The 26,452-nt window shown below is 69.9% G+C and carries 27 protein-coding genes; 12 read left to right on the forward strand and 15 right to left on the reverse strand.

From position 1 onward, the window contains the following. Positions 1-97 precede the first annotated feature (97 nt). The 9 genes from L0984_RS19870 to L0984_RS19910 all read left to right on the forward strand — a co-directional run bounded on the left by L0984_RS19870 (position 98) and on the right by L0984_RS19910 (position 9,316). Positions 98-1,045, forward strand: a complete 948-nt coding sequence (locus L0984_RS19870) for a 3-carboxyethylcatechol 2,3-dioxygenase (protein ID WP_234195670.1) — start codon at positions 98-100, stop codon at positions 1,043-1,045. Next, a complete protein-coding gene (locus tag L0984_RS19875) occupies positions 1,042-1,494 on the forward strand; it encodes a nuclear transport factor 2 family protein (protein ID WP_234195672.1) in 453 nt (150 codons plus the stop codon). The genes L0984_RS19870 and L0984_RS19875 overlap by 4 nt, the downstream gene beginning before the upstream one ends. Further along, positions 1,491-1,925, forward strand: coding sequence for a cupin domain-containing protein (locus tag L0984_RS19880; protein ID WP_234195674.1), 435 nt, complete (start codon positions 1,491-1,493; stop codon positions 1,923-1,925). The genes L0984_RS19875 and L0984_RS19880 overlap by 4 nt, the downstream gene beginning before the upstream one ends. Further along, positions 1,922-3,535: a bifunctional 3-(3-hydroxy-phenyl)propionate/3-hydroxycinnamic acid hydroxylase gene (locus tag L0984_RS19885; RefSeq protein ID WP_234195676.1), complete on the forward strand. Its 1,614-nt coding sequence runs from the start codon at positions 1,922-1,924 to the stop codon at positions 3,533-3,535. Before L0984_RS19880 ends, L0984_RS19885 begins: the two co-directional genes overlap by 4 nt. Positions 3,536-3,576: 41 nt before the next feature. Next, a complete protein-coding gene (locus tag L0984_RS19890) occupies positions 3,577-4,431 on the forward strand; it encodes a fumarylacetoacetate hydrolase family protein (RefSeq protein WP_234195678.1) in 855 nt (284 codons plus the stop codon). Between the two features lie 96 nt (positions 4,432-4,527). Then, positions 4,528-5,625, forward strand: coding sequence for an ABC transporter substrate-binding protein (locus L0984_RS19895; RefSeq protein WP_234195680.1), 1,098 nt, complete (start codon positions 4,528-4,530; stop codon positions 5,623-5,625). A 69-nt stretch (positions 5,626-5,694) separates the two neighbouring features. After that, the gene (locus L0984_RS19900; protein WP_234195683.1) at positions 5,695-6,732 is read left to right on the forward strand and encodes a branched-chain amino acid ABC transporter permease; all 1,038 of its coding nucleotides are present in this window, start codon (positions 5,695-5,697) and stop codon (positions 6,730-6,732) included. A 128-nt stretch (positions 6,733-6,860) separates the two neighbouring features. Continuing rightward, complete coding sequence (locus L0984_RS19905) at positions 6,861-8,600, forward strand: branched-chain amino acid ABC transporter ATP-binding protein/permease (RefSeq protein WP_234195848.1); 1,740 nt, start codon at positions 6,861-6,863, stop codon at positions 8,598-8,600. After that, positions 8,597-9,316: an ABC transporter ATP-binding protein gene (locus L0984_RS19910; protein ID WP_234195685.1), complete on the forward strand. Its 720-nt coding sequence runs from the start codon at positions 8,597-8,599 to the stop codon at positions 9,314-9,316. Before L0984_RS19905 ends, L0984_RS19910 begins: the two co-directional genes overlap by 4 nt. Before the next feature lie 87 nt (positions 9,317-9,403). On the opposite strand, the gene L0984_RS19915 is transcribed toward L0984_RS19910, so the two are convergent. The 14 genes from L0984_RS19915 to L0984_RS19980 form a co-directional block, all read right to left on the reverse strand. Next, positions 9,404-10,066: a fumarate hydratase C-terminal domain-containing protein gene (locus L0984_RS19915; RefSeq protein WP_234195850.1), complete on the reverse strand. Its 663-nt coding sequence runs from the start codon at positions 10,064-10,066 to the stop codon at positions 9,404-9,406. After that, the gene (locus L0984_RS19920; protein ID WP_234195687.1) at positions 10,000-10,869 is read right to left on the reverse strand and encodes a fumarate hydratase; all 870 of its coding nucleotides are present in this window, start codon (positions 10,867-10,869) and stop codon (positions 10,000-10,002) included. Before L0984_RS19920 ends, L0984_RS19915 begins: the two co-directional genes overlap by 67 nt. A 15-nt stretch (positions 10,870-10,884) precedes the next feature. Beyond that, positions 10,885-11,910, reverse strand: coding sequence for a ketopantoate reductase family protein (locus L0984_RS19925; protein WP_234195689.1), 1,026 nt, complete (start codon positions 11,908-11,910; stop codon positions 10,885-10,887). Continuing rightward, positions 11,907-12,755, reverse strand: a complete 849-nt coding sequence (locus tag L0984_RS19930) for a hypothetical protein (protein ID WP_234195691.1) — start codon at positions 12,753-12,755, stop codon at positions 11,907-11,909. The genes L0984_RS19925 and L0984_RS19930 overlap by 4 nt, the downstream gene beginning before the upstream one ends. Further along, positions 12,752-13,528 (reverse strand): HpcH/HpaI aldolase family protein, encoded by a 777-nt coding sequence (locus L0984_RS19935; protein WP_234195693.1) that lies wholly within the window; start codon positions 13,526-13,528, stop codon positions 12,752-12,754. The genes L0984_RS19930 and L0984_RS19935 overlap by 4 nt, the downstream gene beginning before the upstream one ends. After that, positions 13,525-14,166: a flavin reductase family protein gene (locus L0984_RS19940; RefSeq protein ID WP_159444739.1), complete on the reverse strand. Its 642-nt coding sequence runs from the start codon at positions 14,164-14,166 to the stop codon at positions 13,525-13,527. Before L0984_RS19940 ends, L0984_RS19935 begins: the two co-directional genes overlap by 4 nt. Then, on the reverse strand, positions 14,163-15,104 hold the full coding sequence (locus L0984_RS19945) for an amidohydrolase family protein (RefSeq protein ID WP_234195695.1): 942 nt from the start codon (positions 15,102-15,104) through the stop codon (positions 14,163-14,165). Before L0984_RS19945 ends, L0984_RS19940 begins: the two co-directional genes overlap by 4 nt. 3 nt (positions 15,105-15,107) lie before the next feature. Further along, a complete protein-coding gene (locus tag L0984_RS19950) occupies positions 15,108-16,067 on the reverse strand; it encodes a Bug family tripartite tricarboxylate transporter substrate binding protein (RefSeq protein ID WP_234195697.1) in 960 nt (319 codons plus the stop codon). 89 nt (positions 16,068-16,156) lie between these two features. Beyond that, complete coding sequence (locus tag L0984_RS19955) at positions 16,157-16,939, reverse strand: DNA-binding transcriptional regulator (RefSeq protein WP_234195698.1); 783 nt, start codon at positions 16,937-16,939, stop codon at positions 16,157-16,159. A 61-nt stretch (positions 16,940-17,000) separates the two neighbouring features. Next, the gene (locus L0984_RS19960; RefSeq protein WP_234195699.1) at positions 17,001-17,915 is read right to left on the reverse strand and encodes an ABC transporter substrate-binding protein; all 915 of its coding nucleotides are present in this window, start codon (positions 17,913-17,915) and stop codon (positions 17,001-17,003) included. Between the two features lie 34 nt (positions 17,916-17,949). Continuing rightward, positions 17,950-18,999, reverse strand: a complete 1,050-nt coding sequence (locus L0984_RS19965; protein ID WP_234195701.1) for a LacI family DNA-binding transcriptional regulator — start codon at positions 18,997-18,999, stop codon at positions 17,950-17,952. 112 nt (positions 19,000-19,111) lie between these two features. Then, positions 19,112-20,527: an amidohydrolase family protein gene (locus tag L0984_RS19970; protein WP_234195703.1), complete on the reverse strand. Its 1,416-nt coding sequence runs from the start codon at positions 20,525-20,527 to the stop codon at positions 19,112-19,114. 47 nt (positions 20,528-20,574) lie between these two features. Then, on the reverse strand, positions 20,575-21,888 hold the full coding sequence (locus tag L0984_RS19975) for an amidohydrolase family protein (RefSeq protein WP_234195705.1): 1,314 nt from the start codon (positions 21,886-21,888) through the stop codon (positions 20,575-20,577). Positions 21,889-21,896: 8 nt separating this feature from the next. Beyond that, a complete protein-coding gene (locus tag L0984_RS19980; protein WP_234195707.1) occupies positions 21,897-23,054 on the reverse strand; it encodes a M24 family metallopeptidase in 1,158 nt (385 codons plus the stop codon). Between the two features lie 212 nt (positions 23,055-23,266). Between L0984_RS19980 and L0984_RS19985 the strand changes: the two genes are divergently transcribed. Genes L0984_RS19985 through L0984_RS19995 form a run of 3 tightly spaced genes read left to right on the forward strand, consistent with a single transcriptional unit; the run spans position 23,267 to position 25,982 of the window. Beyond that, the gene (locus L0984_RS19985) at positions 23,267-24,040 is read left to right on the forward strand and encodes an ABC transporter ATP-binding protein (protein WP_234195709.1); all 774 of its coding nucleotides are present in this window, start codon (positions 23,267-23,269) and stop codon (positions 24,038-24,040) included. Next, the gene (locus L0984_RS19990) at positions 24,040-24,825 is read left to right on the forward strand and encodes an ABC transporter permease (RefSeq protein WP_234195711.1); all 786 of its coding nucleotides are present in this window, start codon (positions 24,040-24,042) and stop codon (positions 24,823-24,825) included. Before L0984_RS19985 ends, L0984_RS19990 begins: the two co-directional genes overlap by 1 nt. Before the next feature lie 59 nt (positions 24,826-24,884). Beyond that, the gene (locus tag L0984_RS19995; RefSeq protein WP_234195713.1) at positions 24,885-25,982 is read left to right on the forward strand and encodes an ABC transporter substrate-binding protein; all 1,098 of its coding nucleotides are present in this window, start codon (positions 24,885-24,887) and stop codon (positions 25,980-25,982) included. Positions 25,983-26,076: 94 nt separating this feature from the next. Here L0984_RS19995 and L0984_RS20000 read toward each other — a convergent pair whose 3' ends face one another. Beyond that, a complete protein-coding gene (locus L0984_RS20000; protein ID WP_234195715.1) occupies positions 26,077-26,406 on the reverse strand; it encodes a nuclear transport factor 2 family protein in 330 nt (109 codons plus the stop codon). Between the last annotated feature and the right edge of the window lie 46 nt (positions 26,407-26,452).

A 26,452-nucleotide genomic window follows, 5' to 3' on the forward strand; every position in this document is an offset into this window, starting at 1 on the left:
CACGAATAATGCATTATTTCATGATAGTGCACTACACCAGGCGCTCCGCCCATGCGCAATGCGCTGCGGGGCGGTGTGACAAAAACAGGAGACTTCGATGACGGTGGCGCTTTGCGCACTTTCCCACTCGCCGCTCTACGGCATCGCCGAACCGGCCGCTGGCGTCCTGGCGGAGGTGGATGCAGGACTGAGGCACCTGCAAGCCTTTGCGCGGGCCTTCGACCCGGAGGTCACGGTCGTGTTCGGCCCCGACCATTTCAACGGTGTCTTCTACGACATGATGCCGGCCTTCTGCATCGGTCGAGCGGCCACGGCCGTGGGCGACTGGGGCACGCGCGAGGGGCCGCTGGCCGTGGACCGAGCCGCTGCATCGCGCCTGACACAGGCTGTGCTGGACAGCGGCATCGACATCGCCCAGTCCGAACGGCTGGTAATCGATCACGGCATCGCCCAGCCCATGGAGTTCCTGTTCGGGAAAGGCTTCATGCAGCCGCTGGTCCCAGTCTTCATCAACGCCGTCGGCCTGCCACTCGGGCCCATGCAGCGCGTTCGACTGCTGGGCGAAGCAGTGGGCCGGGAGGTCGCACGCTGGAACAGGCGCGTGCTGCTCGTGGCCTCCGGCGGCCTGTCCCATGATCCGCCGGTGCCGCGACTCGCCGACGCTACGGCCGACGTGGCGGCCCGCCTGATCGACGGCCGCAATCCCACGCCAGAGGCCCGTGCGCTGCGCCAGCAGCGCGTGATCGAGGCCGGACGCACGCATGCCCAGGGCCACGGGCATTACCAGGAAGTCAACCCCGCTTTCGACAGGAAGGTGCTCGACCTGCTGAGCACCGGCGCGCTGGAGGCTTTCGACGTCTGGCGCAACGAGCAGATCGAAACCGAGGGCGGTCATTCTGGCCACGAGATTCGCGCTTGGGTCGCCGCCTTCGCCGCCCTGCATGCCATCGGCCCCTACCGCATGACGCACAGAGGCTACTGGCCGGTGCGTGAATGGATGACGGGCTTCGCCCTTGCCTGTGCCGAACTGGAGCAACACCCATGAACCACCCCGAACGCCCCATCACACCCGAGCTGCGCCTGGCCCTCCTGGCGCTCACGCATGAACATGCCTGGCGCCTGGACCACGGCGCGGCCGACACGTTGCATGAGCTGTACGCCGAAGACGGCGAGTTGTTGCAGTTGCCGCCGCGCGACCTCATCGGCCGGGAAGCGATACGCGCCTGGGGCGCGGACCGGGTCAAGCTGCCGCGGGTGTCGCGCCATGTGGAGACGAATCACCGCTTCTTCTGGGACGGTGAGCGCCTGCGTGGAACGCTGTATGCAACCGTCTACCGCTGCGAGAGCGAACCGGCCACCGAAACCCGGCCCTTCATGGTGGGCGACTACCTGGACGAGTATGTCCAGGTGAACGGTACCTGGCTGATCCGCCAGCGGATCATCGCCAAGGCCCTGCGCGTGGCGCCCGCCCCGGCGACAGGGGGCCAGCGATGAGCGGCGCGGCACCGACGCGCCGCAACCGCGCGGCGGTCTACAAGCTCGACGAGATGCCCCTGGAGACGGTGCGCCCCGGCTTCGCAAGGACCGGGCTTCGCGCGGACGACTGCATCACCACCGTCAACTGGTTCGAGCCAGGCTACCGCAGCACTGGCCGCCACAGCCATCCCTTCGATCAGCTCAGCTACGTGCTCACGGGACGCCTTCGTTTCTGGGTCGATGACGAGGTCTTCGACATCACGGCCCCCAGCATGCTCTACATCCCCGGCGATGCCTTGCACGGTGCCGAGCCGCTCGGAGAGGAGCGCGTGCTCAACGTGGATGTATTCGCCCCGGTGCGGGCGGACTACCTGCCGCTGTGTGCGCATCAGCACTTCGTCGAACGGCCCTCTGACGAGACAAAGGCGCAGAAGGAGGAAGCACCATGAGCGCGGGCATGCAGCACGACGTCGACGTGCTCGTGGTGGGCGCCGGCCCGGTCGGCCTGACGCTGATCAACCTGCTGGCCGACGCCGGCGTGCGCACGCTGCTCGTCGACCGCGCCGGCGATGTGTCGGACGAACCCCGCGCGATCAGCATCACCGACGAGACACTGCGCGTGATGCAGGACATCGGCATCATGGATCGCCTCGCGCCCGAGATGCTGATGGACACCGGCGCACGCTACTTCGGCCGCAAGGGCCAGTTGCTTGCCGAGGTGCGTGCACGCCAGCCGCGGCTTGGGCAACCGGCCAAGTCCCAGTTCGACCAACCCGTGCTTGCGCAGTTGTTGCGTGATGCGGCCCGTGCGCGAGCGCAGGCCCATGTGTGCTTCAACACCGAAGCGACCCAGATCCGCATGGACCCCGAGGGCGTGACGGTGGACCTGAAAGGCCCAGAGGGCACCCGCACGCTGCGCAGCCGCTGGCTGGTCGCCTGCGATGGCGGACGCAGCACCATCCGCACCCAGTTGGGCATCGCGCTGGAGGGCTCCACCCAGGTCCAGAGATGGATCGTCATCGACGTGCTCAACGGTCGCGGCGAACCCGAGCCCTTCTCGCAATTCCACTGCAACGGACGGCGCCCGTGCGTGGTGGTGCCGGGCGTCAAGGGCCGCTGCCGCTACGAGTTCATGCTGCTTGCGCAGGACGATCCCCAGACGATCCTGCAGCCCGATGCGGTCGTGCGCCTGGTGGCGCCGTATCAGGCGATCGAACCGCGCGACATCCGCCGCGCGGCGGTCTACGTGGCCCAGCAGCGCATCGCAACGACATTCCGGCAAGGCCGCGTGCTGCTGGCGGGGGACGCGGCCCACCTCATGCCGCCATTCGCCGGCCAGGGCCTCAATGCCGGCGTGCGCGACGCCGCCAACCTGGCGTGGAAGCTGGCGGCCGCGGTCCGTGGCCAGGCGACCGACGCGCTGCTGGACACCTACGAGCAGGAGCGGCGGCCGCATGCCGCCGACATGGTTCGGCTGTCCTACCGGATCGGCAAGGTGGTCATGAGCACTCACCCTGTCGCGACGGCAATGCGGGACTGGGCACTGACCGCACTCGGGCTGGTTCCCGCCGCCAAGGCGTGGATCGTGGGCATGAAGTTTCTGCGGCAACCTCACTTCGTCGAGGGCTGCGTCCGCGAGCCTGCCCCGCACTTGCAGCCAGCGGTCGCCTCGCTGGTCGGCAAGGCGCTGGCCCAGCCGCGTGTGCGAACGGCGAAGGGCGAGACGGTCTGGCTCGATCGCCTGCTGGGCGCCGGCTGGGCCCTGCTGGAATTCCGTCCGGACGGCGGCCTGCAGGTCACCCGCGAGGCACAGGCGGGGCATCGCGAGACGCCCGTCGCCGTCGAAGACCTTGACGGACTGTTCACACAGGCGGCGGGCAGCGGCGCTGTGCTGCTCGTGAGGCCCGATCGCTATGTCGCCGCAGCCGTGGCAGGCCGTGACGAGCTGCCGCAGTTGCTGCGCAGCTTCGACACCCTGCTGCCTGGACTTGGCAGTTCGTTCGAGCGCAGGGAAGCGCAGACGCCGAACGCAACCCTTTCCCGCTCCGCGTTGGCCTGAAAGGCCACGCATCGATCCCCTCTTTCATCAAAGGTGCCATCTTGAAATTCGTCAGTTATGTCCACGAGGGCAGGGAGCGCTACGGCCTCGTCGCGGGCGAAGGCGTGATCGACATTCACGCACTGCTGGGCAGTCGCTATCCCGATCTGAAGTCGCTGATTGCTGGCGACGCGCTGTCGCAAGCAGCGCAGGCCGCCCAGGCCCGCGAGCCCGACCACCGTCTGAGCGATCTGCGACTGCTGCCAGTCATTCCGAACCCCGGCAAGATTTGGTGCGCCGGCCTCAACTACGGCGAGCATGTACGCGAGACCGGGCGGGAGGTCAGCGAGAAGCCGGTTTATTTCCTGCGCTTCGCGGACTCGCAGGTGGGGCATCTGTCGCCCATCCTGCGCCCGCCAGAGTCGACGCGGCTCGACTTCGAAGGCGAGATCGCGGTGGTCATCGGGCGGCCAGGCCGGCGCATCGCCGAAGCCGACGCCTGGACGCACATCGCTGGCTACGCCTGCTACAACGACGCCACCATTCGCGACTGGCAGCTGCACACCAGCCAATGGGGCCCGGGCAAGAACTTCTTCGCCACGGGCGGCTTCGGCCCCTGGCTCGTGAGCGCGGATGAGATCGAGCCCGACGCCGAGCTGACCATCGTCACGCGACTGAACGGTCAAGAAGTACAGCGGGCCACCACGCGCATGCTGATCCACAGCATTCCCCGCCTGATCGCCTACGCCTCCACCGTTGCCCCCCTGCAAGCGGGTGACGTGATCGTCACCGGCACGCCGGGCGGCGTGGGCGCCAAGCGCACTCCGCCGCTGTGGATGAAGGATGGAGACGTCGTGGAGGTCGAGGTCGAAGGCATCGGCACGCTGCGCAACCCCGTGAAAGACGAAGTTCTTTGAGCCTCGGGCGCCCGCCCACAGCCCCAACAGGAGACAAACATGCATCTCAAGAAGTTCATCTGCCTGCTCGCCGCCTGCGGCGCACTCACGCTAGGCGTGACGGCGCAGGCGCAGCAGGCCACCATCGGAGTCGTTCTGTCCACAACCGGCCCCGCCGCGTCGCTGGGCATTCTGGAGAAGAACGGTGTCGCGACAGCCGCCGACCAGTCGGCACAGAAGCTGCGACTGATCCACGTCGACGACGCGAGCGACCCCTCGGAAGCGACTCGCCTCACCCGCAAGCTCATCACGGAAGACAAGGTGGACGCCATCATCGGCACCACCGGAACGCCTGGCGCGCTGGCGATGATCGGTGTGGTGGCGGAAGGCCGCACACCGGTCATCTCGCTGGCGCCCGCCAACATCCTCGTGACTCCCGCGGAGGGCCCGAAGCGGTGGGTGTTCAAGACGACGACCAATGACGACCACGAAGGCCGACCGCTGTTCCAGCACATGAAGGCCCATGGGGTCAAGAACCTGGCCTTCGTCGGCTTCTCCGATTCCTATGGCGAGCAATGGGTGAAGATGTCCCGCCAACTGGCCAGCGAGAACCAACTGCAGATCGTGGCCGAGGAGCGCTATGCCCGCACGGACACGTCCGTCGCGTCGCAGGTCCTCAAGATCGTCTCGAAGACGCCCGATGCCGTCGTGATCGCCGCCTCCGGCGGCGGCGCGGCCATGCCCCTGCTCGAACTCAGGAAGCGCGGCTTCAAGGGGCGCATCTACGTGACGCTTGGCGCCACCTTCGGCGACTTCATCAAGCTGGCGGGCGCCGAGGCCGAAGGCATCTATGCACCCTTCGCGGCGGTCATGAACGTTGGCCAGCTCCCACAAGGCGATCCGGGCCGCAAGAGCGCGACCGACTTCGTGCAGGCCTATGAAGGGAAGTTCGGCGCCAATACCGCCAACATCTTTGCCGGCTCGGCATGGGACGCGGTCAAGCTCCTGGACATGGCCCTGCCGGTCGCAGCCAAGAGCGCTGCACCGGGCACGCCGGAGTTCCGCGAGGCACTGCGCACCGCGCTGGAAAACCTGAAGGAGCTGGCCGCATCGCGCGGGGTCTACAACACCTCCCCGACGGACCACACCGGGCTGGACGCCAGCGCACTGCGCGTGGGTCGGTACGCCCAGGGTCGCTGGGTTCTGGAGAACTAGGCCGCGGCCCTTGCCGCTTTTCTGCTTCCTCCGCTGCTGCGGAGGGTCATCGACCGAGCTCTTCCGACCATGGACCTTTCCATCGCTGCGATCCTGTCACTGGACGGCGCCGCCAACGGGGCTGTCTACGCCCTGCTGGCGCTGGCCACCGTGCTGGTGTTTCTGGTGACGCGCATCATCTTCATTCCCCAAGGCGACTTCGTGGCCTATGGTGCGCTGTGTTTCGCCGGGCTGCATGCCCAGCGCATGCCCGGCGTGATGTGGCTGCTGGTTGGCCTGACAGCACTCGCCGGCCTGGTGGAGGGCGCGGCACTGTTGCGCCGAGGCGTCTCGCCGGGCCGTGCCGCCCGGCAGTGGCTTGCGCTCGTGGGGCCGCCACTGGCCGTGGCCGTGGCAGTGGGGGCGACGACGCCGAGCCCTTCCGTGCTGGTCCAGAGCCTTGCCGCTGTGGCGCTGGTGACGGCGCTCGGTCCTTTGATCTACAGGCTGGCCTACCAACCCCTCGCGGATGCGAGCGTCCTCGTGCTCCTCATCGTGTCGGTGGGTGTGCATTTCGCGCTCACGGGCCTGGCGTTGTACTTCTTCGGCCCGGAGGGCTTTCGCAACCCGGCATTCTGGGATGCCAATTTCACCACCGGGCCGCTCACCTGGAGCGGCCAGACGCTGTTGACCTTCGCGGTGATGGCCCTCGTCATGGTGGCCCTCTTCTATTTCTTCGGCTCCACCCTTCGAGGCAAGGCACTGCGTGCCACCGCGGTCAACCGGCTCGGCGCACGACTCATGGGCATCTCGACCCAGGCGGCCGGAAGCCAGGCCCTCACGCTGGCCGCCTTCATCGGTGCGGTTTCAGGGCTGCTCATCGGGGCCACCACGACCATGTTCTACGACTCGGGCTTCCTCATTGGCCTCAAAGGCTTCGTGGCCGCCATCATCGGCGGCCTGGGAAGCTACCCGCTGGCCGCGGCCGGGGCTCTGCTGGTGGGCGTGCTGGAATCCTTCGGCTCCTTCTGGGCGAGTTCCTTCAAGGAGGTGATCGTGTTCACCCTGATTCTCCCGGTGCTGCTATGGCGCAGTTGGGCGCATCCGACCACCGACGAAGAGGAATGACCATGTCGCGCCCGCACAGTCCATCCAACACGCTCGCCTCGGCGCGCGCGCCCGAACTGCAGATCGGCACGAGCGACCAGCCCGGCCCCGACCTGCGTCGCGCCGGCCTGATCCTCTTCCTGCTCGCCATGGCCGCGCTCCCCCTGCTGCCCGTGCCTGAGTTCTGGATCACCCAAGCCGTCTACATCGGCCTCTACGCCCTGGTCGCACTCGGTCTTGTTCTGATCACGGGCATCGTCGGTCTGACCTCCTTCGGCCAGGCCGCGTTCGTGGGCGTTGGCGCCTACACCACCGCATGGCTCACCGTGAGTCACGGGCTCTCGCCTTGGCTGACGCTGCCGCTGGCCCTCTCTGCCACGGCGGTGATCGCCGCAATGCTGGGCTGGCTCACGCTGCGCATGTCCGGACACTACCTGCCCCTGGCGACGATGGCCTGGGCACTCTCGCTCTACTACCTCTTGGGCAACCTGGACACCTTCGGCAAATACGACGGCATCGTCGACGTGCCCGCGCTCACGCTGCCGGGCGGCCTCACGCTCGACTCGGGGCGTAGCTTCTATGCCCTCGTTTGGCCGCTGCTGATCGTGGCATCGTTGGCCGTCAGGCGATTGCTCGACTCCCGAGCGGGGCGCGCCTTGCGGTCGGTCAAGGGCGGCACCACGCTCGCCGAGGCCATGGGGGTCGACACGTTCAGGGCCAAGGTCCACGCCTTCGTACTGGCCGCCTTGCTGGCGGCGTTGTCAGGCTGGCTGTTCGCGCACTTCCAGCGCACGGTCAACCCCTCGCCTTTCGCACTGAACAAAGGCATCGAATACCTGTTCATGGCAGTGCTCGGCGGCGCCGGTCATGTCTGGGGCGCCGTCGCCGGCGCAGCCCTGGTCAAGCTGCTGGAAGACCAGTTGCGCGAGCTGCTTCCGTCACTGCTGGGCTCAAGTGGCAATTTCGAGATCATCGGCTTCGGCATCATCCTGATCCTGACCCTGCAGTACATGCGCGACGGCGTCTGGGAATTCGTGGATCGCAAGCTGCCGCGCCTGCCCCGTCGCGTCGACTGGCGGGACGCGGCACCCCTGCCGCGACGTGCGCAGCCCCCGCGCGGCCAGACGGTCCTGGCGGCGAAGGGACTGCGCAAGGTCTTCGGGGGGCTGGTTGCCGTCAAGGACGTCGAGTTGCACGTCGATGCAGGCGAGATCGTCGGTCTGATCGGACCCAACGGCGCGGGCAAGTCGACCACCTTCAACCTGCTCACCGGTGTGCTGCCGGCGAGCGCGGGCGAAGTGAGCTTCGTCGGCGCGCCGGTCGAGGGACTGAACTCCCGGCAGATCGCCCTGCGCGGCATGGCGCGCACCTTTCAGCACGTCAAGATGATGCCCACCATGTCCGTGCTGGAGAACGTTGCACTGGGTGCGCACGCGCGCGGCCACGCCGGCATGTGGCGCGCCATGATGCGCATCGACCGTGCGGAAGAGCGGCAGCTGATGAAGACCGCGCAGGACCAGCTCGAACGCATCGGCATGGGCGGCCTCATGCATGTGCCCGCGGGCAGCCTTGCGCTCGGTCAGCAGCGCCTGATGGAGATCGCCCGGGCGCTGGCCGCCGATCCTGTCCTGCTGCTGCTGGATGAGCCCGCAGCGGGCTTGCGCCATCGGGAAAAGGCGCAGCTGGCCGATGTTCTGCGTCAGCTGCGCGACGAGGGACTGTCGATCCTGCTGGTCGAACATGACATGGACATGGTGATGAATCTCTGCGACAGGATCGTCGTCATGGAGTTCGGCACCCGCCTCATGGACGGCACGCCTGCGCAGGTTCAGGCAGATCCGGCCGTGCGGGCAGCCTACCTGGGCACCGTCCACGAGGAGCCGGCATGAGGTCGCCAATGCTGTCGATCCATTCCCTGCGCGCCGGATACGGCGCGGCGCAGGTGCTGATGGATGTGTCGCTCAGAGCGACCGCGGGGCAGGTCGTGACCGTGGTCGGACCCAACGGTGCGGGCAAATCCACGCTGCTCAACGCCATCATGGGTGTCATCCCTTCGCAAGGCGGTATCGACTTCAAGGGTCGTCCGATGGCGGCAACCACGCTGGAAGAGCGCGTGCGCAGCGGCATCGCCCTGGTGCCCGAGACGCGCGCACTCTTCACCACGATGTCGGTCCAGGACAACCTCGTGCTGGGCGCCTACTCAAGACAAAGGAAGCAGCGCGATGGAGCCGAGCTCGAACGCGTGTACGCGCTCTTTCCGCGGCTGAAGGAGCGCTGGCGGCAGGAGGCAGGAACACTGTCGGGCGGCGAGCGGCAAATGCTCGCCATCGGCCGCGCACTGATGGGCCGACCGGCACTGCTCATGCTCGACGAACCCAGTCTGGGCCTCGCGCCCCTGGTGGTGCGCGACATCTTCAGGATCATCGAAGACCTGCGCGCCACTGGCGTCACCATCCTCCTGGTGGAACAGAACGCCCGTGCAGCCCTCGAGGTGGCCGACTACGGTTATGTGCTCGAAATGGGCGTGGTGGCGATGGAAGGTGAAGCAGCGGACCTGGCCAAGAACGCCCAGGTCATCGAGGCGTACCTGGGCAAGGCTCGCTGAACGGTGCAGGTGGACCTGTCGCGGGCCCGGCATGGGCCCCAGAGACGGCGCCGTGCGTGAATCGGTGGTTCGCTCGCGCCAGGCCTGTCAGGCCCCCGCGGCGCGCAGCGCCTGCAGCCGCTGCTCGGCCTGCTGGCGCAGGTCGGCATACACGCTGCGGCCATGGGCATCGATGGCCACCGTGGCGGGGCCCAGGTCCTCCACCTCCAGCGTCAGCAGGCGGAACTGGGCGATGTAGTCGGTCCAGTGCACGGCCACCACGCGCCGGATGGCCTGCGACAGCAACGTGCTGCCGCCGCCCAGGAAGGACAGGTACACGCAGCCCTGCCGCTGCAACGCCTGCACGCTGGCGTCGTCCAGCCCGCCCTTGCCGCCCACCAGCCTCAGGCCCGCGCCTTCGATCAGGCGCGGCATGTAGGGGCTGTAGCGGGTGCTGGTGGTGGGGTTGAGGTACAGCGCCTCGTGGCCCTCGCCGTCGGCCCGCTCGCGGTTGAAGCAGCTCAGGTGGAAGAAGGCGCCGTCCTGCAGATCCACTGGCAGCGGCTCGCCGCGGTCCAGGTGGTCCACCATGCGCTGGTGGGTGGGCAGGCCGATGGACATGGTGACCGTGCCGCTGACGGTGACCAGGTCGCCCACTGTCAGGGCCTCGACCTCGGCGCGCTGAAGGGGCAGTCTCAGCGCTTTCATTCGATGCGCTCCACGCGGCCGTCGGCATGCAGGCGTGCCCGCGTGCGGCGGTTGATCCAGCAGTTCAGGCTCACGGCCACCGGCACGAAGCCGTGCGAGGCCGCGTAGTTGATGTGCACCGCCATGGCCGTCGTGTCGCCGCCCGTGCCCATGGGCCCGAAGCCCAGTCGGTTGATGGCGGCGAGCAGGCGGCCTTCCATGGCGGCCAGCACGGGCTCCGGGTTGGTCTGGCCGAAGGGGCACAGCACCGCCTCCTTGGCGATGCGGGCCGCATGGTCGAAGGTGCCGCCGATGCCCACGCCCACGACGATGGGCGGGCAGGGCTGCGAGCCGGCGCGCACCACCGTGTCGAGCACGTAGTTCTCGATGGTCTCCAGCGAGGGGTAGACGAAGGTGTCCAGCGCCTCCCACCGGCCCGTGCCCATGGCCTTGGGCGCGCAGGTGATGTCCACGTAGTCGGCCTCGTCCAGCAGGTCGAAGGTGACGATGGGCATGTCCTTGCCCGCATGGCTGCGCTCGTGCGTGAGCGGGTTGGTCACCATCTTGAGGATGGGCGGATCGCTGCGGGCCGCCATGCGTGCGAACCCCTCGACGATGGCCTGCCGCACCGGCCCCTCGAAGCGCACGCGCGTGCCGACCTTGATGCTGTAGGTGGGAATGCCCACGTCCGAGCACACCAGGCCGCCCGTTCGCTCCGCCGCCTCGGCGGACTTGAGCATGATGGTGAGCGTCTTGCGGCCGGTGTCGTTGCCCTCGCGCGGCACCGCGTCGCGCAGGGCCGCCTGGGTATCGTCGGGCACCTTCTTGAGGGACCATTCGTAGAGGTCGGCCGCGACCTGGGCCACCTGTTCGCTGGTGATGGGCATGTCCGCTTCTTCCTGTCAGGCGGCGATGCCGCTGCTCTGCGCGCGCAGCCGCGCCAGGCCGTGGATGGTGGTGAGGGCCGGAACCGGCATCGCCACCGCGGCGGCGCATTCCAGCACCGCGCCGAGGATGGCGCCGATCTCCACCGGCCGGCCGGCCTCGAAGTCCTGCAGCATCGAGGTCTTGATGTGGCCCAGCGCCCTCGCCTGCGCAATGCGCCGCGCCGGCTCGATGTCCAGCGCCAGGCCGATGCGCCCGCCGATGCCCAGCAGCTCGTCCATCATGCGCACGAACAGGGCGTGGAGTTCGGGCGTGTCGATCATGTCGTCGGTGTGCGCACCGGTGAGCAGGCTCACCGGGTTGAAGCAGGCATTGCCCAGCAGCTTGAGCCAGATGTCGCGGCGGATGTCTTCGCTCACCTGGGCGTCGAGGCCTCCGCCCTTGAGCCGCTGCGCCAGCGCCTGCACACGCGTGCTGTCGCCGCCGGCCGGCTCGCCCAGCAGCAGCCGGCCACCGCTGTCGTGCTGCACCACGCCGGGTGCGGGGCAATGGCAGGCCGCGAAGACGCTCAGGCCCAGCACCTGCGACTGCGGCAGTGCCGCTTCGGTGCGGCCCTCGGCGTCGACGCTGCGCAGCCGCAGGCCGGCGCAGCTGCGCCCGCCGGCCAGGAAGTACCACCAGGGCAGGCCGTTGGCGGCGCTCAGCACCCGCGTGCCGGGATGGAGCAGGGGCGCGAGGCGCGGCGCCAGCGCCGGCAGCGCGGGCGCCTTGACGGTCAGCAGCACGATGTCCTGCGGGCCCAGGGCCTCGGGCGTATCGGCCACGCGCACCGGCACCACCTGGCGCTCGCCCTGGCTGCGCAGCTCCAGGCCGCGCTGCTGCAGGGCCTGCAGGGTGGCGCCGCGCGCCAGCACGCTGACCGCCTCGCCGGCGAGTGCCAGCCGCGCGGCCAGCCAGCCGCCGATGGCGCCCGCGCCGACTACGCAGATGCGTGGGGCGGCCGGCTCTGCGCCGCCGGCTTCATTCGGCCGAGGCGTGCTCATGAAGCTGTGGGCAACGGATAGTCGTGCTCGTTGGCCACCTTGCCCGGCTTGCCCGCGAAGTCCATGCGCGGCGGGGCGAAGATGTCCAGCAGCCAGGCGCCGCCGTCGTTGGTGTTGCGGCTGGTGTGGATCACCTTGGGCGGGATCACCGTGAGCGAGGGACTGCCGACCTGGATGGCCTGGTCCTCGCGCCAGTCGTTCATGTCGGCCGTCCACGGGTAGCGCATGTGGTGCACCCAGTCGCCGCGCAGCGCCAGCGAGCCCTGCTCGAAGTCCGTGTGCGAATGCGGGCTCAGCTTGCGCACGTCGCGCGCCACCATGCGCGGCGTCATCACGTTCACCATCAGGTTGGTGCTGCGGAAGATGCGCATGTTGCTGTCGGCCTGCGTGTGCTGCGCCAGCGGATAGTGCCGCAGCCGGAAGCCGTCGGCCGGCGTGGGCCAGGGCACGAGCGGCGCCACCTCGGGCGTGGGCCGGGCATAGTCGGCCGCGTTGCCGGCCAGCGCCAGCAGGTCGGCCGCCCGGTGCGAGAAGACGCAGACCACCTGCCCGCCCGCCTTCATCACGACCCGGCTGTCGCCGGGCGGCACGATGGTCACGGACTCGGCACCGGCCTCGATGCGGGCGTCGCCCGTATGGATGGTCGCGCCGGCATCGGGCAGGAAGACGAAGTACTCGTCGGGCTGATCGCGACGCGCCAGCGTCGCGCCGGGCTGGACCTCGCTCACGGTCACGATGAAGTTGGCGCCGCGGCTCACCCAGGTGCGGGCGCCGTCGGCCTCGTGCGCCGGCGGCTCGTCATGGTGGCGGGCGACAGAGGCCGGGCGGATCGTGGAAGTGCTCATGCGTTCACCTTCGAAGGGGAAGAGGAAGTCGGCGCGGCGGGCCGGGCGATGGCCTGCGCCGCCTGGCGCAGCAGCCCCTGGTCGGAGCCATGGATGAACCAGCGCACGCCGAGTGCGCGGTAGCGCTCGCGCTCGGCCTGGCTGCCGACGAACATGCCGACCAGCTTGCCGGCGGCCAGGCCGGCGCGGATGACCTGCTCGGTGGCCTCGGCCACCTCCGGCGCCTGGGCGCTGTCCAGGCCCATCGACAGTGCCAGGTCGGCGCGGCCGATGAAGAGCCCGGCCACGCCTTCGACGGCAGCGATGCCGGCCGCATTGCGCACAGCCTCCACGCTCTCGATCTGCGCCAGCACCACGCTGCGGTCGCCCTGGCGGATGGCTTCCTTCATGCCCAGGGCGCCATAGCCGGCCGCGCGCGGCGAGCTGGAATAGCCGCGGTCGCCACCCACGTAGCGGCAATGGGCGACCACCTCGCGCGCATCGGCCACGGTGTCCACATGCGGCACCAGCACGCCGGCCGCGCCCATGTCCAGCACCGAGAGCAGGCCGGCGGCCGTGCGCTCCAGCACGCGCACGAAGAGCGGCAGCCCGCAGCTGCGGCCCGCCATGAGCGCGAGATCCAGCGCCGCGCGATCGAAGGGCGCGTGCTCGGCATCGAGCACGGCGAAGTCCAGGCCGGTGCCGCCCAGGATCTCCACGCACTGCGGCGAGGTGGTCTTGACGAAGGTGCCGACATGCCAGTCGTCACCGGTGGGAAGAAGCGCGCGGGTCATGGGGTGTCTCCGGCAGGTTCGCCCGGCGGCCGCTGCAGGGCCGGGCGGTGGAAGGTCTCGCCCAGCGCGGCGTAGTACGGGCCGCCGAGCCGCGCGATGGGGCGCAGCCGCTGGCTGTCGACGTTGCGCCCGTCGTAGACGGTGCGCGACAGATGAAAGCTCAGCACCTCGCCGATGTAGAGCGTGTTGAGCCCGCGGCCCAGCGTGACGAACTGGTCGAGCCGGCATTCCATGTGGATGGGCGAGGCCGCGATGCGCGGCACCGGCGTGTGCACGCCGGGCAGTAGCGCGATGCCCAGGGCCTCGGGCTCGCCGACCTCCGGCGGATAGTCGGCGCCGCACTGGTGCAGCGTCTCCATCACGTCCTCGGTCGCCACGTTGACGCAAAAGAAGCCGGTGTCGCGGATGTTGCGCGCCGTGTCCTTGAGCGTGCCCTGGCGCGTGCCGATGTTGACCGCCACCATGGGCGGGCTGTGGGCCACGTAGTTGTACGAACTGAAGGGCGCGGCATTGACGCGGCCCTCGCGGTCGACCGTGGTGATCCAGGCCACCGGCCGCGGCACCACGATGCCGCAGATCAGGCGGTAGGCCGTGGCCGTGTCCAGGCCGCCAGCGGCGACTTCCTCGTGGTCGTTCACGCGCGCGCCCTGCTGCCGCCCTTGGCGAACACGCGCCGGCCGGTGTCGTGCCACACGGCCCGCTGCTCGGCCGGCGAGAGCAGGTCCGACGCATCGATCATGCGCTGGACCATGTCCTTGTAGGTGCCCGACGAGGTACCGATGTCCGAGCCCCACATCACCCGCTCGGCGCCGAACAGGTCGACGGCGCGCCGCAGCACCTGGTTGGCGGGAAAGCCTTCCTCGCGGCAGTGGTCGAGGTTGATGGAGGTGAACTTGAAGGAGATGCGCTCGCAGGCGGCCAGCTGCTCCCAGCGCGCGTCCATGCCGAAGTGCGGGCCGTCGTGCAGCTCGGGCTCCAGCAGGTGGTCGAGCACGATGCGCACGTTGCGGTAGCGCTCGGCCAGGGCCAGCAGCGCCGGCACGGCCGGGCCGCCGCCGCCCTGGGCCAGCACCTCCAGGTCCATCACGATGCCGGCCTCGTCCACGGCCTCCCAGCTCTTGAGCGCATGGGGCGAATCGAGCCAGGGCATGCTGCCGTCGGGCTTGCGGCCCCCGAAGAGGCGCAGGCCCACGAGGTCGTGCTCGCGCACATAGCGGCGCACCAGGTCGGGCGTGCCCGGGTCTTCGGCATCGAGGATCACCACGGCGGAGAAGAGCTCGGGATGCGCGTCCGACGAGTCCAGGATGTAGCTGTTGTCGTAGCGGTAGACCATGCGCTTCTGCACTGCGACGGCACCGTCCACGTTCTCCTCCTTCATCCACACGCGCATGCGCGAGACGTCGGGCACCTCGTTGATGGGGTTGGGGCCGTGGTGGCCGCCGGGCCGGCCGATCACGCCCGGCGGGCGGTAGGGCGCATCGGCGGCACGTTGCATGGGGTTGCGCGGATAGCGTTGCTGGTCGTCGGCCACGAGGTGGGCATGTGCATCGAACAGCAGGGGACGGGTGTCGCTCATGGGTCAATCCAGGGTGATGTTGGTGGTCTCTATGACCTTCTTCCACTTGGCGCTGTCGCTCGCCATCAGCTGCACCAGCTGCTGCGGGTTGCCGCCGATGGGTGCGGCGCCGTACTGCTCCAGCCGGGCGCGGGCCTCGGGCGTGGCGATCACGGCATTGATCTCGGTGTTCAGGCGCGTCACCACGGCCTCGGGCAGGCCCTTGGGCCCGACGATGGCCATCCACACGGTGGCCTCCACGGGAATGCCCTGCTCGATGGCCGTGGGCACCTGCGGCAGCCCCGCGAAGCGCTGGCGCGAGGTGACGGCCAGGCCCTTGAGCTTGCCGGCCTGGATCTGCGGCACCAGCGAGGTGATGGGCATGGACACCGCATCGACGTTGCCGCCCACGGTGTCGGTGATGGCCGGCGTGTCGCCCTTGTAGGGCACGCCCAGCGCCTCGACCCTGGCCTGGCTCTTGAGCAGCTCGGCCGTGAGGTGGCCGATGGTGCCGTTGCCCGGATTGGCGATGCTCACCTTGCCGGGCTGGGCGCGGGCACGCTCCAGCAGCGCCTGCAGCGAATCGACCTTGAGCGCCGGACTCACGGCGATGCCCATCGGGATCTCGCCGATGGCGATCACCGGCGTCAGGTCCTTCTGGGGGTCGAAGCGCAGGTTCTTGTAGAGGTACTTGTTGTTGGCCAGCGGGCCCGAGGTGGAGAGCGCCAGCGTGTAGCCGTCGGGCGCGGCCTTGGCCACCATGTCGGTGCCCAGGTTGCCGCCGGCGCCGGCGCGGTTGTCCACCACCACCGGCTGCCCCAGCTTCTCCGACAGGCGCTGGCCGATGAGCCGGGCCAGCGCGTCAGTGCTGCCGCCGGCCGGGAAGGGAACGATCAGGGTGATGGGCTTGGCGGGCCACTCGGCGGCCAGGGCCGGCAGGGCGGCGGCGCAGGCAAGCAGCGCCACGGCAAGGCGTCGTTTCATCGTGTGTGTCTCCGTTGGAATGCCGCGATCATGCGCAGCCCTGCCCCGCGGACCAAGCGGGCATTGCGGACTTTCCGCGCGGCGGAAAGTCAGCCGCGCGGCGACGCCAGCGCCTCCAGCGCCTGGGCGATGGCGGCCGCGGCCTGCTGCAGCGGCGGCAGGAAGCGCCCCACGGCCTGCGCGGGCGTGAGTGCGGAGGAGAACCAGGTGAGCCCGATGGTGGCGACCACGCGCGGGCCTTCGAAGATCGGCACCGCCACCGTGGAGGACTCGGGCCGCACGCGCGGATCGCGCAACGCGTAGCCACGCTCGCGGGTCTCATCCAGCATGGCGCGGATGGCGTCGGCATCGCCCACTTCGCGCTCTTCGGGATGCGGCGTGCGGGCCAGCAGCTCGATCAGCGCCTGCTGCTCCTGCACGTCGGCGAAGGCCAGGTAGGCCCGGCCCAGCGCCTGCGTGAGCAGGCTCAGCCGCATGTTGATCGTGGAATGGAAGAAGGACAGCGGCGACTGGGGGATGGTGCTGTAGCGCACCACCATCGCATCGCCGTCGTGCACCGCCACCGAGACGGGCCATTTGAGCTCGGCCGTCAGCCGGTCGGCGATGGCCGAGGAGGCCTCCACGATGCGCGGCTCGCTGTGGTAGCCGCTGGCGAGCGAGGCCACCTCGGCCGTGAGGTAGTAGGCGCCGTATTGCGGCGCATGCCGCACGAAGCCGGTGGCCTGCAGGGTGTGCAGCAGGCGCACGATGCTGGGCTTGGGAATGCCCGTCTGCCGGTGCAGCATGTCCAGCGTGGAGACGGGCTGGCGGTTGAGCGCCTGCAGCAACGCCAGGGCACGGACGACGACGTTGATGGGCGGGGCAGAGGGCATGGGGCGGCGACGGATTCTAGGGAGCGCCCCCTCGGCCCTACGCGCCCCCGCCGCCCCAGCCCTACTTCGACGGCACGACCGGGGCCAGCAGATCCGACAGCGCGGGCATGTCCTTCAGCGCCGTATGCCGTGCCCGGATGGCCAGCACGCCGCGCACGCGGGCCGGGTCGAGCGAGAGATCGCGCTGCAGCCCGCCGTCGGACGCGAGCAGGTCGTCGAGCACGCAACCGGCCGCCGCCGCATCCAGGCCTTCGTGCCGCGCCATGAGCACGTCGCAGGCCTCGGCGCGGTGGGCTGGCACGTGCAGCCAGTCGATGGCCTCGCGGTAGGCCCGCATGAAGGCCTGCGCCTGCGGTGCATGGGCCGCCAGCCAGCGCTGGCGCGCCGCCCCCACCGTCCCTATGTAGGGGCCGATGAGCGGCCCGGCCTGGGCCAGGATGCGAAAGCCGCGCGACGCGGCCAGCCGCTCGTAGGGCACGCGCAGCAGCGTGGCATCGTGCGCGCCGGCCAGCAGTTGCTGGTAACGGGCCGCGGTGCCGCCTGCGCTCACGATGCGAACGTGCTCGCCGCCCAGGCCCGCCTGCGCCAGCATGTCGCGCAGCACGAAGGCAAAGCCCGTGGTGAGCGCGTCCACCGACAGCGTGCAACCCGCCAGGGCCTGCAGCGATGCGATTTCGGGCCGCGCGACCAGCGCCAGGAAGCCGCCGTCGCCGCCCATGAAGGCCCGCAGGTCTGGCGGCTCGGGCAACTCGGCCTCGCCCTGGCCGAGCTGGTAGGCGGCGATGTTGTCGAAGCCACACAGGCCGATGTCGGCCTCGCCGTTCATTAGCGCCTGCACCAGGAAGCGCGAGTTCGGTGTGTAGGCCAGCGAGACGGCGAGTCCGTGCGCGGCGAAGACTCCGCGCGACTGGCCGATCCAGATCGGCAGGTTGAAGGCGCCGTCGAAGGCCAGCAGGCGCAGTGGATAGGCGGTCATGCGCACCTCGCTGCACAAGGCGCGGCAGCGCGCCTCAGGCGTCGGCGGCGCCGGTGGACTGGCGCACCACCAGCTCGGGCTGGAACACGATCACGCGCGGCGGCCGCGGTGCCTCGGCAGTGGCGCGCGCCTCGATCTCCTCGATCATCAGGGTGCCGGCCTGCCGTCCCATCTCCAGATGCTGCATGCGCACGGTGGTCAGCGGTGGACTCACCAGGTCGGCCATCAGCATGTCGTTCTGGCCCACCACCGACAGGTGCTGCGGCACCACCAGGCCCGCCTGGCGCGCCGCCTCGTAGGCGCCCAGCGCCAGCAGGTCGTTGGCCGCGCACACGGCCGTGAAGGGCGGGCGCGCCTGTGGGCCGTGCCCGGCCAGCCGCTGCTGCATCGCCTTCAGGCCGGCATCGCGGCCCGTGCCATCGGCCACGGCCACGGCTTGGGGTTCGAGCCCATGACGGGCCAGGGCCGCCGTCGCAAAGCGCAGCCGTTCGATGCCCAGTTGCATGTTCTGCGGCGTGGCCAGCAGCGCGATGCGCCGGTGTCCCAGCGCATGCAGATGGTCGATGGCCAGGCTGGCGGCCCGCTCGCGGTCGCCATGCACGGCGCTGAAGCGTCCATCGGGATCGGCCCGCGAGGTGAGCACGGCGGGCAGGCCGGCCTTGGCCAGGGCAGCGAGCAACTCGTCGTCCAGCGTGGCCACCACCACGCCGTCCACCCGCTGCCACAGCAGCCGCTCGACCATCGCCTTGCCCGAGGGCACGGCGTTCATGCTCACCACCAGGGGAAAGAAGCCGCGCGGAACGATGGCCGCCTCCACGCCCTGCATGATCTGGGCGGTGACCATGTTGGTCATGTCGGGCACGAGCACGCCGATGACCATCGAGCGGCCCCGGCGCAGCGAGGCGGCTGCACGGTTGGGGCGCCAGCCCAGCTCCTTGGCCGCGGCCTCCACCTTGGCGACGATGTCGCGGCTGATGAGGTGGCGCCGCTCGGGATCGAGGGCCCTCGACACCGTGGAGAGATGGACGCCCGCATGCTTGGCGACTTGCCGCAATGTGGCGGGCGCAGAGGGCGGCACTGTCATGGAGCGGCGGATCATACAAGGGGCATGGCGGGGTACGGCCCTGCAGGAAGGGGGTCGGCGACAGCGAAGGCGGGGGCGTCCTGGACATGCATTTCTCCTGCTTCGGAATCGGTCAGGCGCGCGCGGGCCAGCGGGGCTGCGCGAGGCGTTCGAAGCCCGCCTCGGCCAGCAGTTGCGCGGCATCGGCCCGTGCCGCGGCCATCACGGCGTCGGCATCGGGCACCTGCGGAAAGTGGCCGTCCTGCATCGCGATGCGGCCATCGACCATCACCAGCGTGGCGTCGGCACCGCGGCAGCCGCGCACGAAGGCGGTGAGCGGGTCTTCGATCATCTGCAGATGGGCGCGGCGGCGGTCGAAGAGCACGAGGTCGGCGCGCTTGCCGGGCTCCAGCGAGCCGATCTCGCGCTCCAGCCCCAGCGCCCGCGCCGCACCCAGCGTGGCCATGGCCAGCGCCTGGCGGGGCGTGATGGCATCGCGGTCGCCGTAGCGCACGGCCTGCAGGAAGCAGCAGGCCTTGATCTGCTCGACCATGTCGACGCTGTAGTCGACGGCCGGGCCGTCGGTGCCGAGCGCGCAGCGGATGCCGGCCTCGTGCATGGCGCGCCAGGGCCCCAGGCCGCCGCCGCGGATCGACTCGGAGGTGGGCGTGTAGACGACCGAGGCGCCGCGCCGGGCCACCTTCTGCAGATCCTCGTCGCTGAAATGGATGCCGTGCTTGAGGATCCAGCGGTGGTCGAGCACGCCCAGCTGCTCCAGGTATTCGACGTCGCTGCGGCCAGTCTGGCGGCGGTACTTGGTGAAGCCCATGCGCATCGACAGCGTGCCGCCGGACATGTGGACCGCCACGCGCAGGTCGAGCGCCTGGGCCAGCGCATGGCCCGCGCGCACCAGGCTGTCGGAGCTGCGGCCCATCTCCGTATGGTGGGCATTGCATTCGACGGTCAGGGCCGTGCGCGTCATGCCGTTGGCACCGCCCTCCAGGGCCTGCACCAGGGCGCCGATCTGCCGCGTGGCCTCGGCCTCGTCCCAGGGATGCTCGGGCAGCTTGGGCGTGCGGCACTGGAAGGGAATGGCCAGCACCTGCCGCAGTCCGGCCTGGGCCATGGCCTCGGCCGCGTCGTGCGTGAGCTCGGGCCAGGAAAAGGGCGACTGGTGGTTGAGCACGCAGGTGGTGCCGGTGCGCAGCATCTCCAGCGCGGCCAGCCGCGCCGAGTTGCGCACCGCCGGGCGGCGCATGGCGCGTCGGCTGTGGGCGCTGAAGTCGCGCGCCCAGGGTTCGAGCAGCATGCCGTCCGCCAGGCCCTTGAGCAGGTTCATGTGCAGGTGCTGGTGCATGTTGACCAGCCCCGGCGTCAGGAAGCGGCCACCGGCGTCCACGGTGCGCACGCCGTCCGGCACGCCGGGCAGCGCCGCCATGGGCCCGACGGCGACGATGCGTCCGCCCTCCACCAGGACGAAGCCCTGCGGATGGATGTCGCCGGCCTCGTTGCCGGTGATCACGCAGGCATTGGCAAAAAGGGTGCGCATGGCGGTTCCTTCGATCGGTGCGGAATGGGGGCCGGCCGGGGTTCGCGTCATGCCGCCGCCCCGTGAAGCCGGGCCAGCAGTGCCGCACGTCGCGCCCGGCCTTCCTCGGCCAGCGCGGCGTCGTCGTGCCGGGCCGGCGCCGTGGCGGCATGGATGCGGCGACCACCCACGAAGACGGCATGCGCGTCCCGCGCGCGCCCGCAGCACACGAAGGTGGAGACCGGCTTGTGCGAGACCTGGAAGTGCGGCGCACGCATGTCGAAGACCGCCACGTCGCCCTGCTTGCCCGGCTCCAGCGAGCCGATCTCGTCCAGCAGGCCCAGCGCCCGCGCGCCGCCCAGGGTGGCGGCCTCCAGTGCCGCCTCGGCGGACATCGCGGTGGGATCGAGGTTCAGGGTGTTCTGGACCATGACCAGCGCCTTCATCTCCTCGACCATGTCGACGGTGCAGCTCGCCGCCGGCCCGCCCGTGCCGATGGCGAAGTGCCCGCCCTGGCGCAGCAGCGCCGTCCAGCTGGTGCAGGCGCGGCCCAGGGCGGCGTCCGCCAGCGGCTGCGCCACGCCCGTGCAGCCGGACTCCAGCATGAGCATCAGGTCGGCCGGCCCGAGCCGGTCCAGACCCTCGATCAGCCAGCGCGAATCGAGCAGGCCGAGCTCCATCAGATGCGTGATGGCGCTGCGGCCCTGCCTGCGCAGGGCCGCCTGCCAGGACGCCTCGTCGGCACGCCCCCCAGGCTGCGTGAAGAGGCGAAGCCCGTGCCGGTCGGCAAGGGCGGCGGCGCGCACCAGCTGCGCCTCGTCCACGGCGCCGGTGCAGATCGACACCGGGTCGCTGCGCACCGACAGGGCCAGGCGCAGCAGTGGGTCGGAGACGTTGCAGGCGTGCCGGGCGAGGTCTTCACCCGTGGCGGCGAAGTCGAGGCAGGCCACCTGGCGCAGGCCGTGCGCACCGAAGGCCGCGGTGGCCGCCGCCAGCCGCGCGGCCGTGGCAGCACCGGGCACGTGGTGCAGCACGGTGGTCACGCCGCCGGTCGCCAGCTCGGCGGCCGCCAGTTGCGCGGCGGCGCGCACGTCCTCGTCGTGCAGCATCGACTCGGCCGCGGCGCAGCGGGCCGGGTCTGCGGCGCCCGGCCAGCCCATCAGCAGATGCTCCCAGGGCCGGTGGCTGGCATCGATCAGGCCGGGCAGCACGATCATGCCGCTGGCGTCCAGCCGCTCGCCCTCGAAGCCATCGGGAATGCGGGCCTGCGGCCCGGTGCTGGCGATGCGGCCGTCGTCGCCGATGAGCACGAAGCCGCCGGCAAAGACCTCCCGCGCCGCGTTCATCGTGACGACATGGCCGCCGTGGATGAGGATGGCCATGCGCTGCCTCAGCCGCAGACGGTCACTTCGGACGGCGACGCATGCATGGAGACGTAGCCGTGCGGCGTGATCAGGCCCATCTGCCCCAGCTGCATGCCGACCCTCTCGTCGGCGGTCGTCGGGTTGGGCTGCAGCACGATGGTCACGCCCGGCTCCAGGGTGTAGGGCACATGCGGCGGCGCGAAGTTGGGGCCCAGGGCCGGCGGCAGGATGTCGACGCCGAAGCCGTGCAGCAGCCCGTCCACCGTGGTGTAGCCCGCGTCCCGGATGCTCAGCGACACCTCGCGCAGCTCGTCGAGCGTGACGCCGGGCTTCATGGCCTCGGCCAGCGCGTCGTGCGCCGTCTTGAGCACGCCATACAGGTGCGCGTACTGCGCGGTGGGCTCGCCCAGGAAGAAGGGCCGCAGCAGCTGGGCCGAGTACATGCCGTAGCTCACGGTCAGCTCGGTGTTGATCACGTCGCCCATCTGCAGCTTGCGACGCGACAGGATCTGGTTGGGCACGCAGCTTTCCGAGGCCGCCATGGGCGTGCTGTTGAGGTAGAGGAAGTTGGGCTGGCAGCCGAACTGCCAGGCCACTTCCTCGCTCAGCACCAGCAGTTCGCGCTCTTCCACACCGGGGCGGATGGCCGCATGCAGGGCCGCCATCACCCGGTCGCAGCCGGCCGCGGCCACGCGCTGCCAGGCCAGCTCCTCCTCGCTCTTGCGGATGCGCAGGCGCTTGAAGGGCATGCTCAGGTCGCTCCATTGCGCATCGGGCACCAGGCCCAGCAGGCGCGTGTGCTCCTGATGGAACATGGGCCCGACCAGCCCGATGGCGGCATCGGCCAGGCCGCGGCTGCGCAGCTCTGCCGCGATCACGGCCGGCGCGTCGCGGCTGCTCCGGCGCACGTCGGCGATGCGCGACAGGTCCCGCGCGGTGGCGAAGTGGTTGTGGTGCGTGATCCAGAGCACGGGCTCGCCTTCCACCGGCACGAGGCAGTAGGCCTCGTGGAAGGGCGCCACTTCCGTCACGTAGTGGATGTCCGCCTGGTAGTGCCGGCGCGAGCCGCTGTGGCCGAACAGCAGCAGGGCGCGCACGCCACGCTCCTGCGCCAGCCCACGCACGGCCGCCAGGCGCCGCGCCATTTCGCCGTCGCTGAAGCGCGGCAGTCCTTCGATGCTCATGGAAACCTCCAGAGAAATGCCCGGCGTGAATGCAACCGGTTGCATGATCATATGCAAAGCTCGCAGTCCGGCGCAAGCGAACGTACGAGAAACAAAATCGTTTGACAGGCATTACGAGGTGCGGCACGATTCTCTTCAAGTGCAACCGGTTGCAGTCACCAAGGATTGAACGTGACCCTTTCGACGCGCATCACCCGCAGGGCGGGCCCGCCATGAACCGTCCCGCCATCGAGATCCGGGCGCTCACCAAGCGCTATACCAACGGGGGCGAGGCGCTGGTCGCCCTGCAGTCCTTCGACGTGACGGTCGAGGAAGGTGCCTTCGTCGCAGTGGTGGGCCCCTCGGGCTGCGGCAAGTCCACCCTGCTCAAGACGCTTGGCGGCCTGCAGCCCTACTCCGAAGGCGGCGTGGCCATCCGCGGCGAGCCCGTGCGGGGGCCGCGCAAGGACATCGGCATCGTCTTCCAGTCGCCGGTGCTCTTTCCCTGGCGCACGGTGCTGCAGAACGTGCTGCTGCCGGCACAGATCCTGCGACTCGATCCCGCCCGGCATGCCGCCGTGGCGCGCGAGCTGCTGGCGCTGGTCGGCCTGGCCGATTTCGCGTCCCGCTATCCGTGGGAGCTGTCGGGCGGCATGCAGCAGCGCGCGGCCCTGGCCCGGGCGCTGGTCAACGACCCCACGCTGCTGCTCATGGACGAACCCTTCGGTGCCCTGGACGCCATGACGCGCGAGCACATGAACGTGGAGCTGCAGCGCATCTGGCTGGAGCGGCGCAAGACGGTGCTGCTCATCACCCACTCCATCGCCGAGGCGGTGTACCTGGCCGACCGCGTGCTGGTGATGTCGCCGCGGCCGGGGCGGCTCATCGACGACATCCGCATCGACCTGCCCCGGCCGCGGGGCCTGGAGGTGATGGCCTCGCCGGAATTCGGGGCCCATGTGGCGCACATCCGTGCGCTGTTCAACCTGCGCGGAGGCGTGGACTGATGATGACCCGACGACAACTGGCCATGGTGATCGCGCTGTTCCTGTGCACGCTCCTGCTGTGGGAGGCGGTGTGCCGCCTGGGCGCGGTGCCCAACTATGTGCTGCCCTCGCCCAGCGAGGTGTTCGCCGCGCTGGTGCGCGGCCTGGCCTCGGGCATGTACCTGCGCCATGGCGCCGTCACGCTGCTGGAGACGCTGCTGGGCTTCGTCATCGGCACCGGCCTGGGCCTGCTGCTGGGCACGCTGATCGCCACCTACCGCTACGTGGACATGCTGATGTATCCCTACATCATCATGTTCCAGTCCATGCCCAAGGTGGCGCTGGCGCCCATCTTCGCGCTGTGGCTGGGCCTGGGCATGCAGTCCAAGGTGTTCAGCGCCGCCATCATCTGCTTCTTCCCGCTCATGGTGAACACCATCGCCGGCCTGCGCTCGGCCGACGAGGACCGGGTCAGCCTGATGCTGTCGCTGGGCGCCTCGCCCTGGCAGGTCTTCCGGCACCTGCGCCTGCCCGGCGCGCTGCCCTTCGTCATCGCCGGGCTGGAGCTGGCGGTGGTGCTGTCGCTCATCGGCGTGATCGTGGCGGAGTTCGTGGGCGCCGAGGCGGGCCTGGGCACGCTGATCCAGACCATGAGCTTCAACATGGACGTGGCCGGCCAGTTCTCGGTGCTGCTGCTGCTGTCGGTGATCGGCCTGGTGCTCAACCGCCTGATCAAGATGCTGCGCCGGCGCGTGCTGTTCTGGGACCCTTCCGAGAAGGCACGCCGGGCGACGCCCAGCGTCTGACCGCGCCCCGCGGGCGCCGCCCGCACCCCGATCCCACCCTTGAACCGGAGCCGTCGTCCATGACCCCTGCATCCCTGATCCAGCGCCGCACCCTCGTGCGTGCCGCAGCCGCCGCCACGGTGTCGGCCGGGCCCTTGCGCGCACTGGCGGCCGCGCCCTCGCGCGTGCGCTACGTGCTGGCGATCCCCACGCTGTCGGTGGTGATCTCCAACCAGACCTCCATCCCCACCGCGCTCGGCTACTACGACGAGGAAAGCGTGCGCGTGGAGCCGGTGCTCGCCGGTGCTGCCGGCATCACGGGGGCGGTGCAGCTGGTGGCCTCGGGCAACCAGGACATGGGCTCGGGCTCCTTCATTCCGGTGATGTCGCGCGCCGCCGCGGGCCAGGATTTGGGCCTCACCTTCTTCTACCAGCAGATCCGCAGCTACCCCGTGGAGGTGGCGGTGCCGACCGACCACCCGGCGCGCACCCTGGCGGACCTGCGGGGCAAGCTCATCGGCGTGCCGACGCTCGCCAACGAAGGCGTGGCGATGGTGGACTTCGCGGCGCGCGAGGCGGGCATGGTGCCCGGCACGGACCTGCGCGTGATCGCGGTGGGCTCGGGCGCGCAGGCCGGGCAGGCGCTGCGCTCGGGGCAGGTGGCCGCCTATGTCGCGCCGCGCTCGCAGACGCGGCAGCTCGAAAGCCTGGGCATCACCATGCGCGCCCTGCCTTCCCCGCCGCGCTTCAAGGACCTCTTCGGCGCCAGCACCTTCGCGCGGCGCGACTACATCGCCCGCAGTCGACGCACGGTGGTGGGCGTGGCACGCGCCATCGCCAAGAGCACGGTCTTTCTCGTCAACAACCCCGAGGCCGCCATCCGCCTGCACTGGAAGGCCTTCCCCGAGCAGATGCCCCAGGGCGGCAACCCCGACAAGGCGCTGCAGGATGCGATGCGTGTGATGACGGCGCAGATCGAGGCGCTGTCCTTCCAGGACAACGACAGCACGCACAAGTGGGGCTACTTCCGGCCCCAGTCGGTGGCTGCGCTGATCGACATCTTCGGCTGGACGAAGGTGCAACGGCCCCAGGACTTCTTCACCAACGACCTGATCGACGAGATCAATGCCTTCGACGCCGGCAAGATCGCCGCGCAGGCGCGCAGCTTCCGGGTCTGACGAAACGCCCTGGCACGCCGGGCCTTCGCGAAGCGCTCGGCATGGTGGAAGCGACGGGTGGCGGCGTTGCGCCCGCGCCCCGCCGCGCTCTGCATCAAACCGCGATTTCGAGCGAGGCGATCAGGCCCTGCGCAAGGCGGAAGCGGTACCGCAGGTCCACCGGGCTGCCGGGGAAGTCGCCCCGCACATGCGCCGTGACGGTACACACGTCGTCCCGCGCCTCCAGCGCGAAGGGCTCGACGGTGTAGCGGTACTGCGTCGACGCCGCGGCCTTCCAGGCCCGGATCGCCGCCCGGCCGGCATGGGTGCGTCCTTCGTCCGTCACGGTGGCGTCCGCCGTGAAGCAGGCGCCCACGGCGTCCGGGTCCTGGCGGTCTGCCGCGAAGTAGGCGGTGATGGGTAGCGGAAGCTCGGTCGTCTTCATTCTGTGCTCCTGGGTTGGAAAGACCTCACGATGCCTGCTGCGGAGT

Source organism: Pseudacidovorax sp. NFM-22, assembly GCF_021401245.1.
Taxonomy (GTDB): Bacteria; Pseudomonadota; Gammaproteobacteria; order Burkholderiales; family Burkholderiaceae_C; genus Xenophilus.

Coding starts and splice junctions, on each gene's coding strand:
- L0984_RS19870 (WP_234195670.1), top strand. CDS start 98: ATGACGGTGGCGCTTTGCGCACTTTCCCACTCGCCGCTCTACGGCATC.
- L0984_RS19875 (WP_234195672.1), top strand. CDS start 1,042: ATGAACCACCCCGAACGCCCCATCACACCCGAGCTGCGCCTGGCCCTC.
- L0984_RS19880 (WP_234195674.1), top strand. CDS start 1,491: ATGAGCGGCGCGGCACCGACGCGCCGCAACCGCGCGGCGGTCTACAAG.
- L0984_RS19885 (WP_234195676.1), top strand. CDS start 1,922: ATGAGCGCGGGCATGCAGCACGACGTCGACGTGCTCGTGGTGGGCGCC.
- L0984_RS19900 (WP_234195683.1), top strand. CDS start 5,695: ATGGACCTTTCCATCGCTGCGATCCTGTCACTGGACGGCGCCGCCAAC.
- L0984_RS19905 (WP_234195848.1), top strand. CDS start 6,861: ATGGCCGCGCTCCCCCTGCTGCCCGTGCCTGAGTTCTGGATCACCCAA.
- L0984_RS19910 (WP_234195685.1), top strand. CDS start 8,597: ATGAGGTCGCCAATGCTGTCGATCCATTCCCTGCGCGCCGGATACGGC.
- L0984_RS19920 (WP_234195687.1), bottom strand. CDS start 10,869: ATGCCCATCACCAGCGAACAGGTGGCCCAGGTCGCGGCCGACCTCTAC.
- L0984_RS19925 (WP_234195689.1), bottom strand. CDS start 11,910: ATGAGCACGCCTCGGCCGAATGAAGCCGGCGGCGCAGAGCCGGCCGCC.
- L0984_RS19930 (WP_234195691.1), bottom strand. CDS start 12,755: ATGAGCACTTCCACGATCCGCCCGGCCTCTGTCGCCCGCCACCATGAC.
- L0984_RS19935 (WP_234195693.1), bottom strand. CDS start 13,528: ATGACCCGCGCGCTTCTTCCCACCGGTGACGACTGGCATGTCGGCACC.
- L0984_RS19945 (WP_234195695.1), bottom strand. CDS start 15,104: ATGAGCGACACCCGTCCCCTGCTGTTCGATGCACATGCCCACCTCGTG.
- L0984_RS19950 (WP_234195697.1), bottom strand. CDS start 16,067: ATGAAACGACGCCTTGCCGTGGCGCTGCTTGCCTGCGCCGCCGCCCTG.
- L0984_RS19955 (WP_234195698.1), bottom strand. CDS start 16,939: ATGCCCTCTGCCCCGCCCATCAACGTCGTCGTCCGTGCCCTGGCGTTG.
- L0984_RS19960 (WP_234195699.1), bottom strand. CDS start 17,915: ATGACCGCCTATCCACTGCGCCTGCTGGCCTTCGACGGCGCCTTCAAC.
- L0984_RS19965 (WP_234195701.1), bottom strand. CDS start 18,999: ATGACAGTGCCGCCCTCTGCGCCCGCCACATTGCGGCAAGTCGCCAAG.
- L0984_RS19970 (WP_234195703.1), bottom strand. CDS start 20,527: ATGCGCACCCTTTTTGCCAATGCCTGCGTGATCACCGGCAACGAGGCC.
- L0984_RS19975 (WP_234195705.1), bottom strand. CDS start 21,888: ATGGCCATCCTCATCCACGGCGGCCATGTCGTCACGATGAACGCGGCG.
- L0984_RS19980 (WP_234195707.1), bottom strand. CDS start 23,054: ATGAGCATCGAAGGACTGCCGCGCTTCAGCGACGGCGAAATGGCGCGG.
- L0984_RS19985 (WP_234195709.1), top strand. CDS start 23,267: ATGAACCGTCCCGCCATCGAGATCCGGGCGCTCACCAAGCGCTATACC.
- L0984_RS19990 (WP_234195711.1), top strand. CDS start 24,040: ATGATGACCCGACGACAACTGGCCATGGTGATCGCGCTGTTCCTGTGC.
- L0984_RS19995 (WP_234195713.1), top strand. CDS start 24,885: ATGACCCCTGCATCCCTGATCCAGCGCCGCACCCTCGTGCGTGCCGCA.
- L0984_RS20000 (WP_234195715.1), bottom strand. CDS start 26,406: ATGAAGACGACCGAGCTTCCGCTACCCATCACCGCCTACTTCGCGGCA.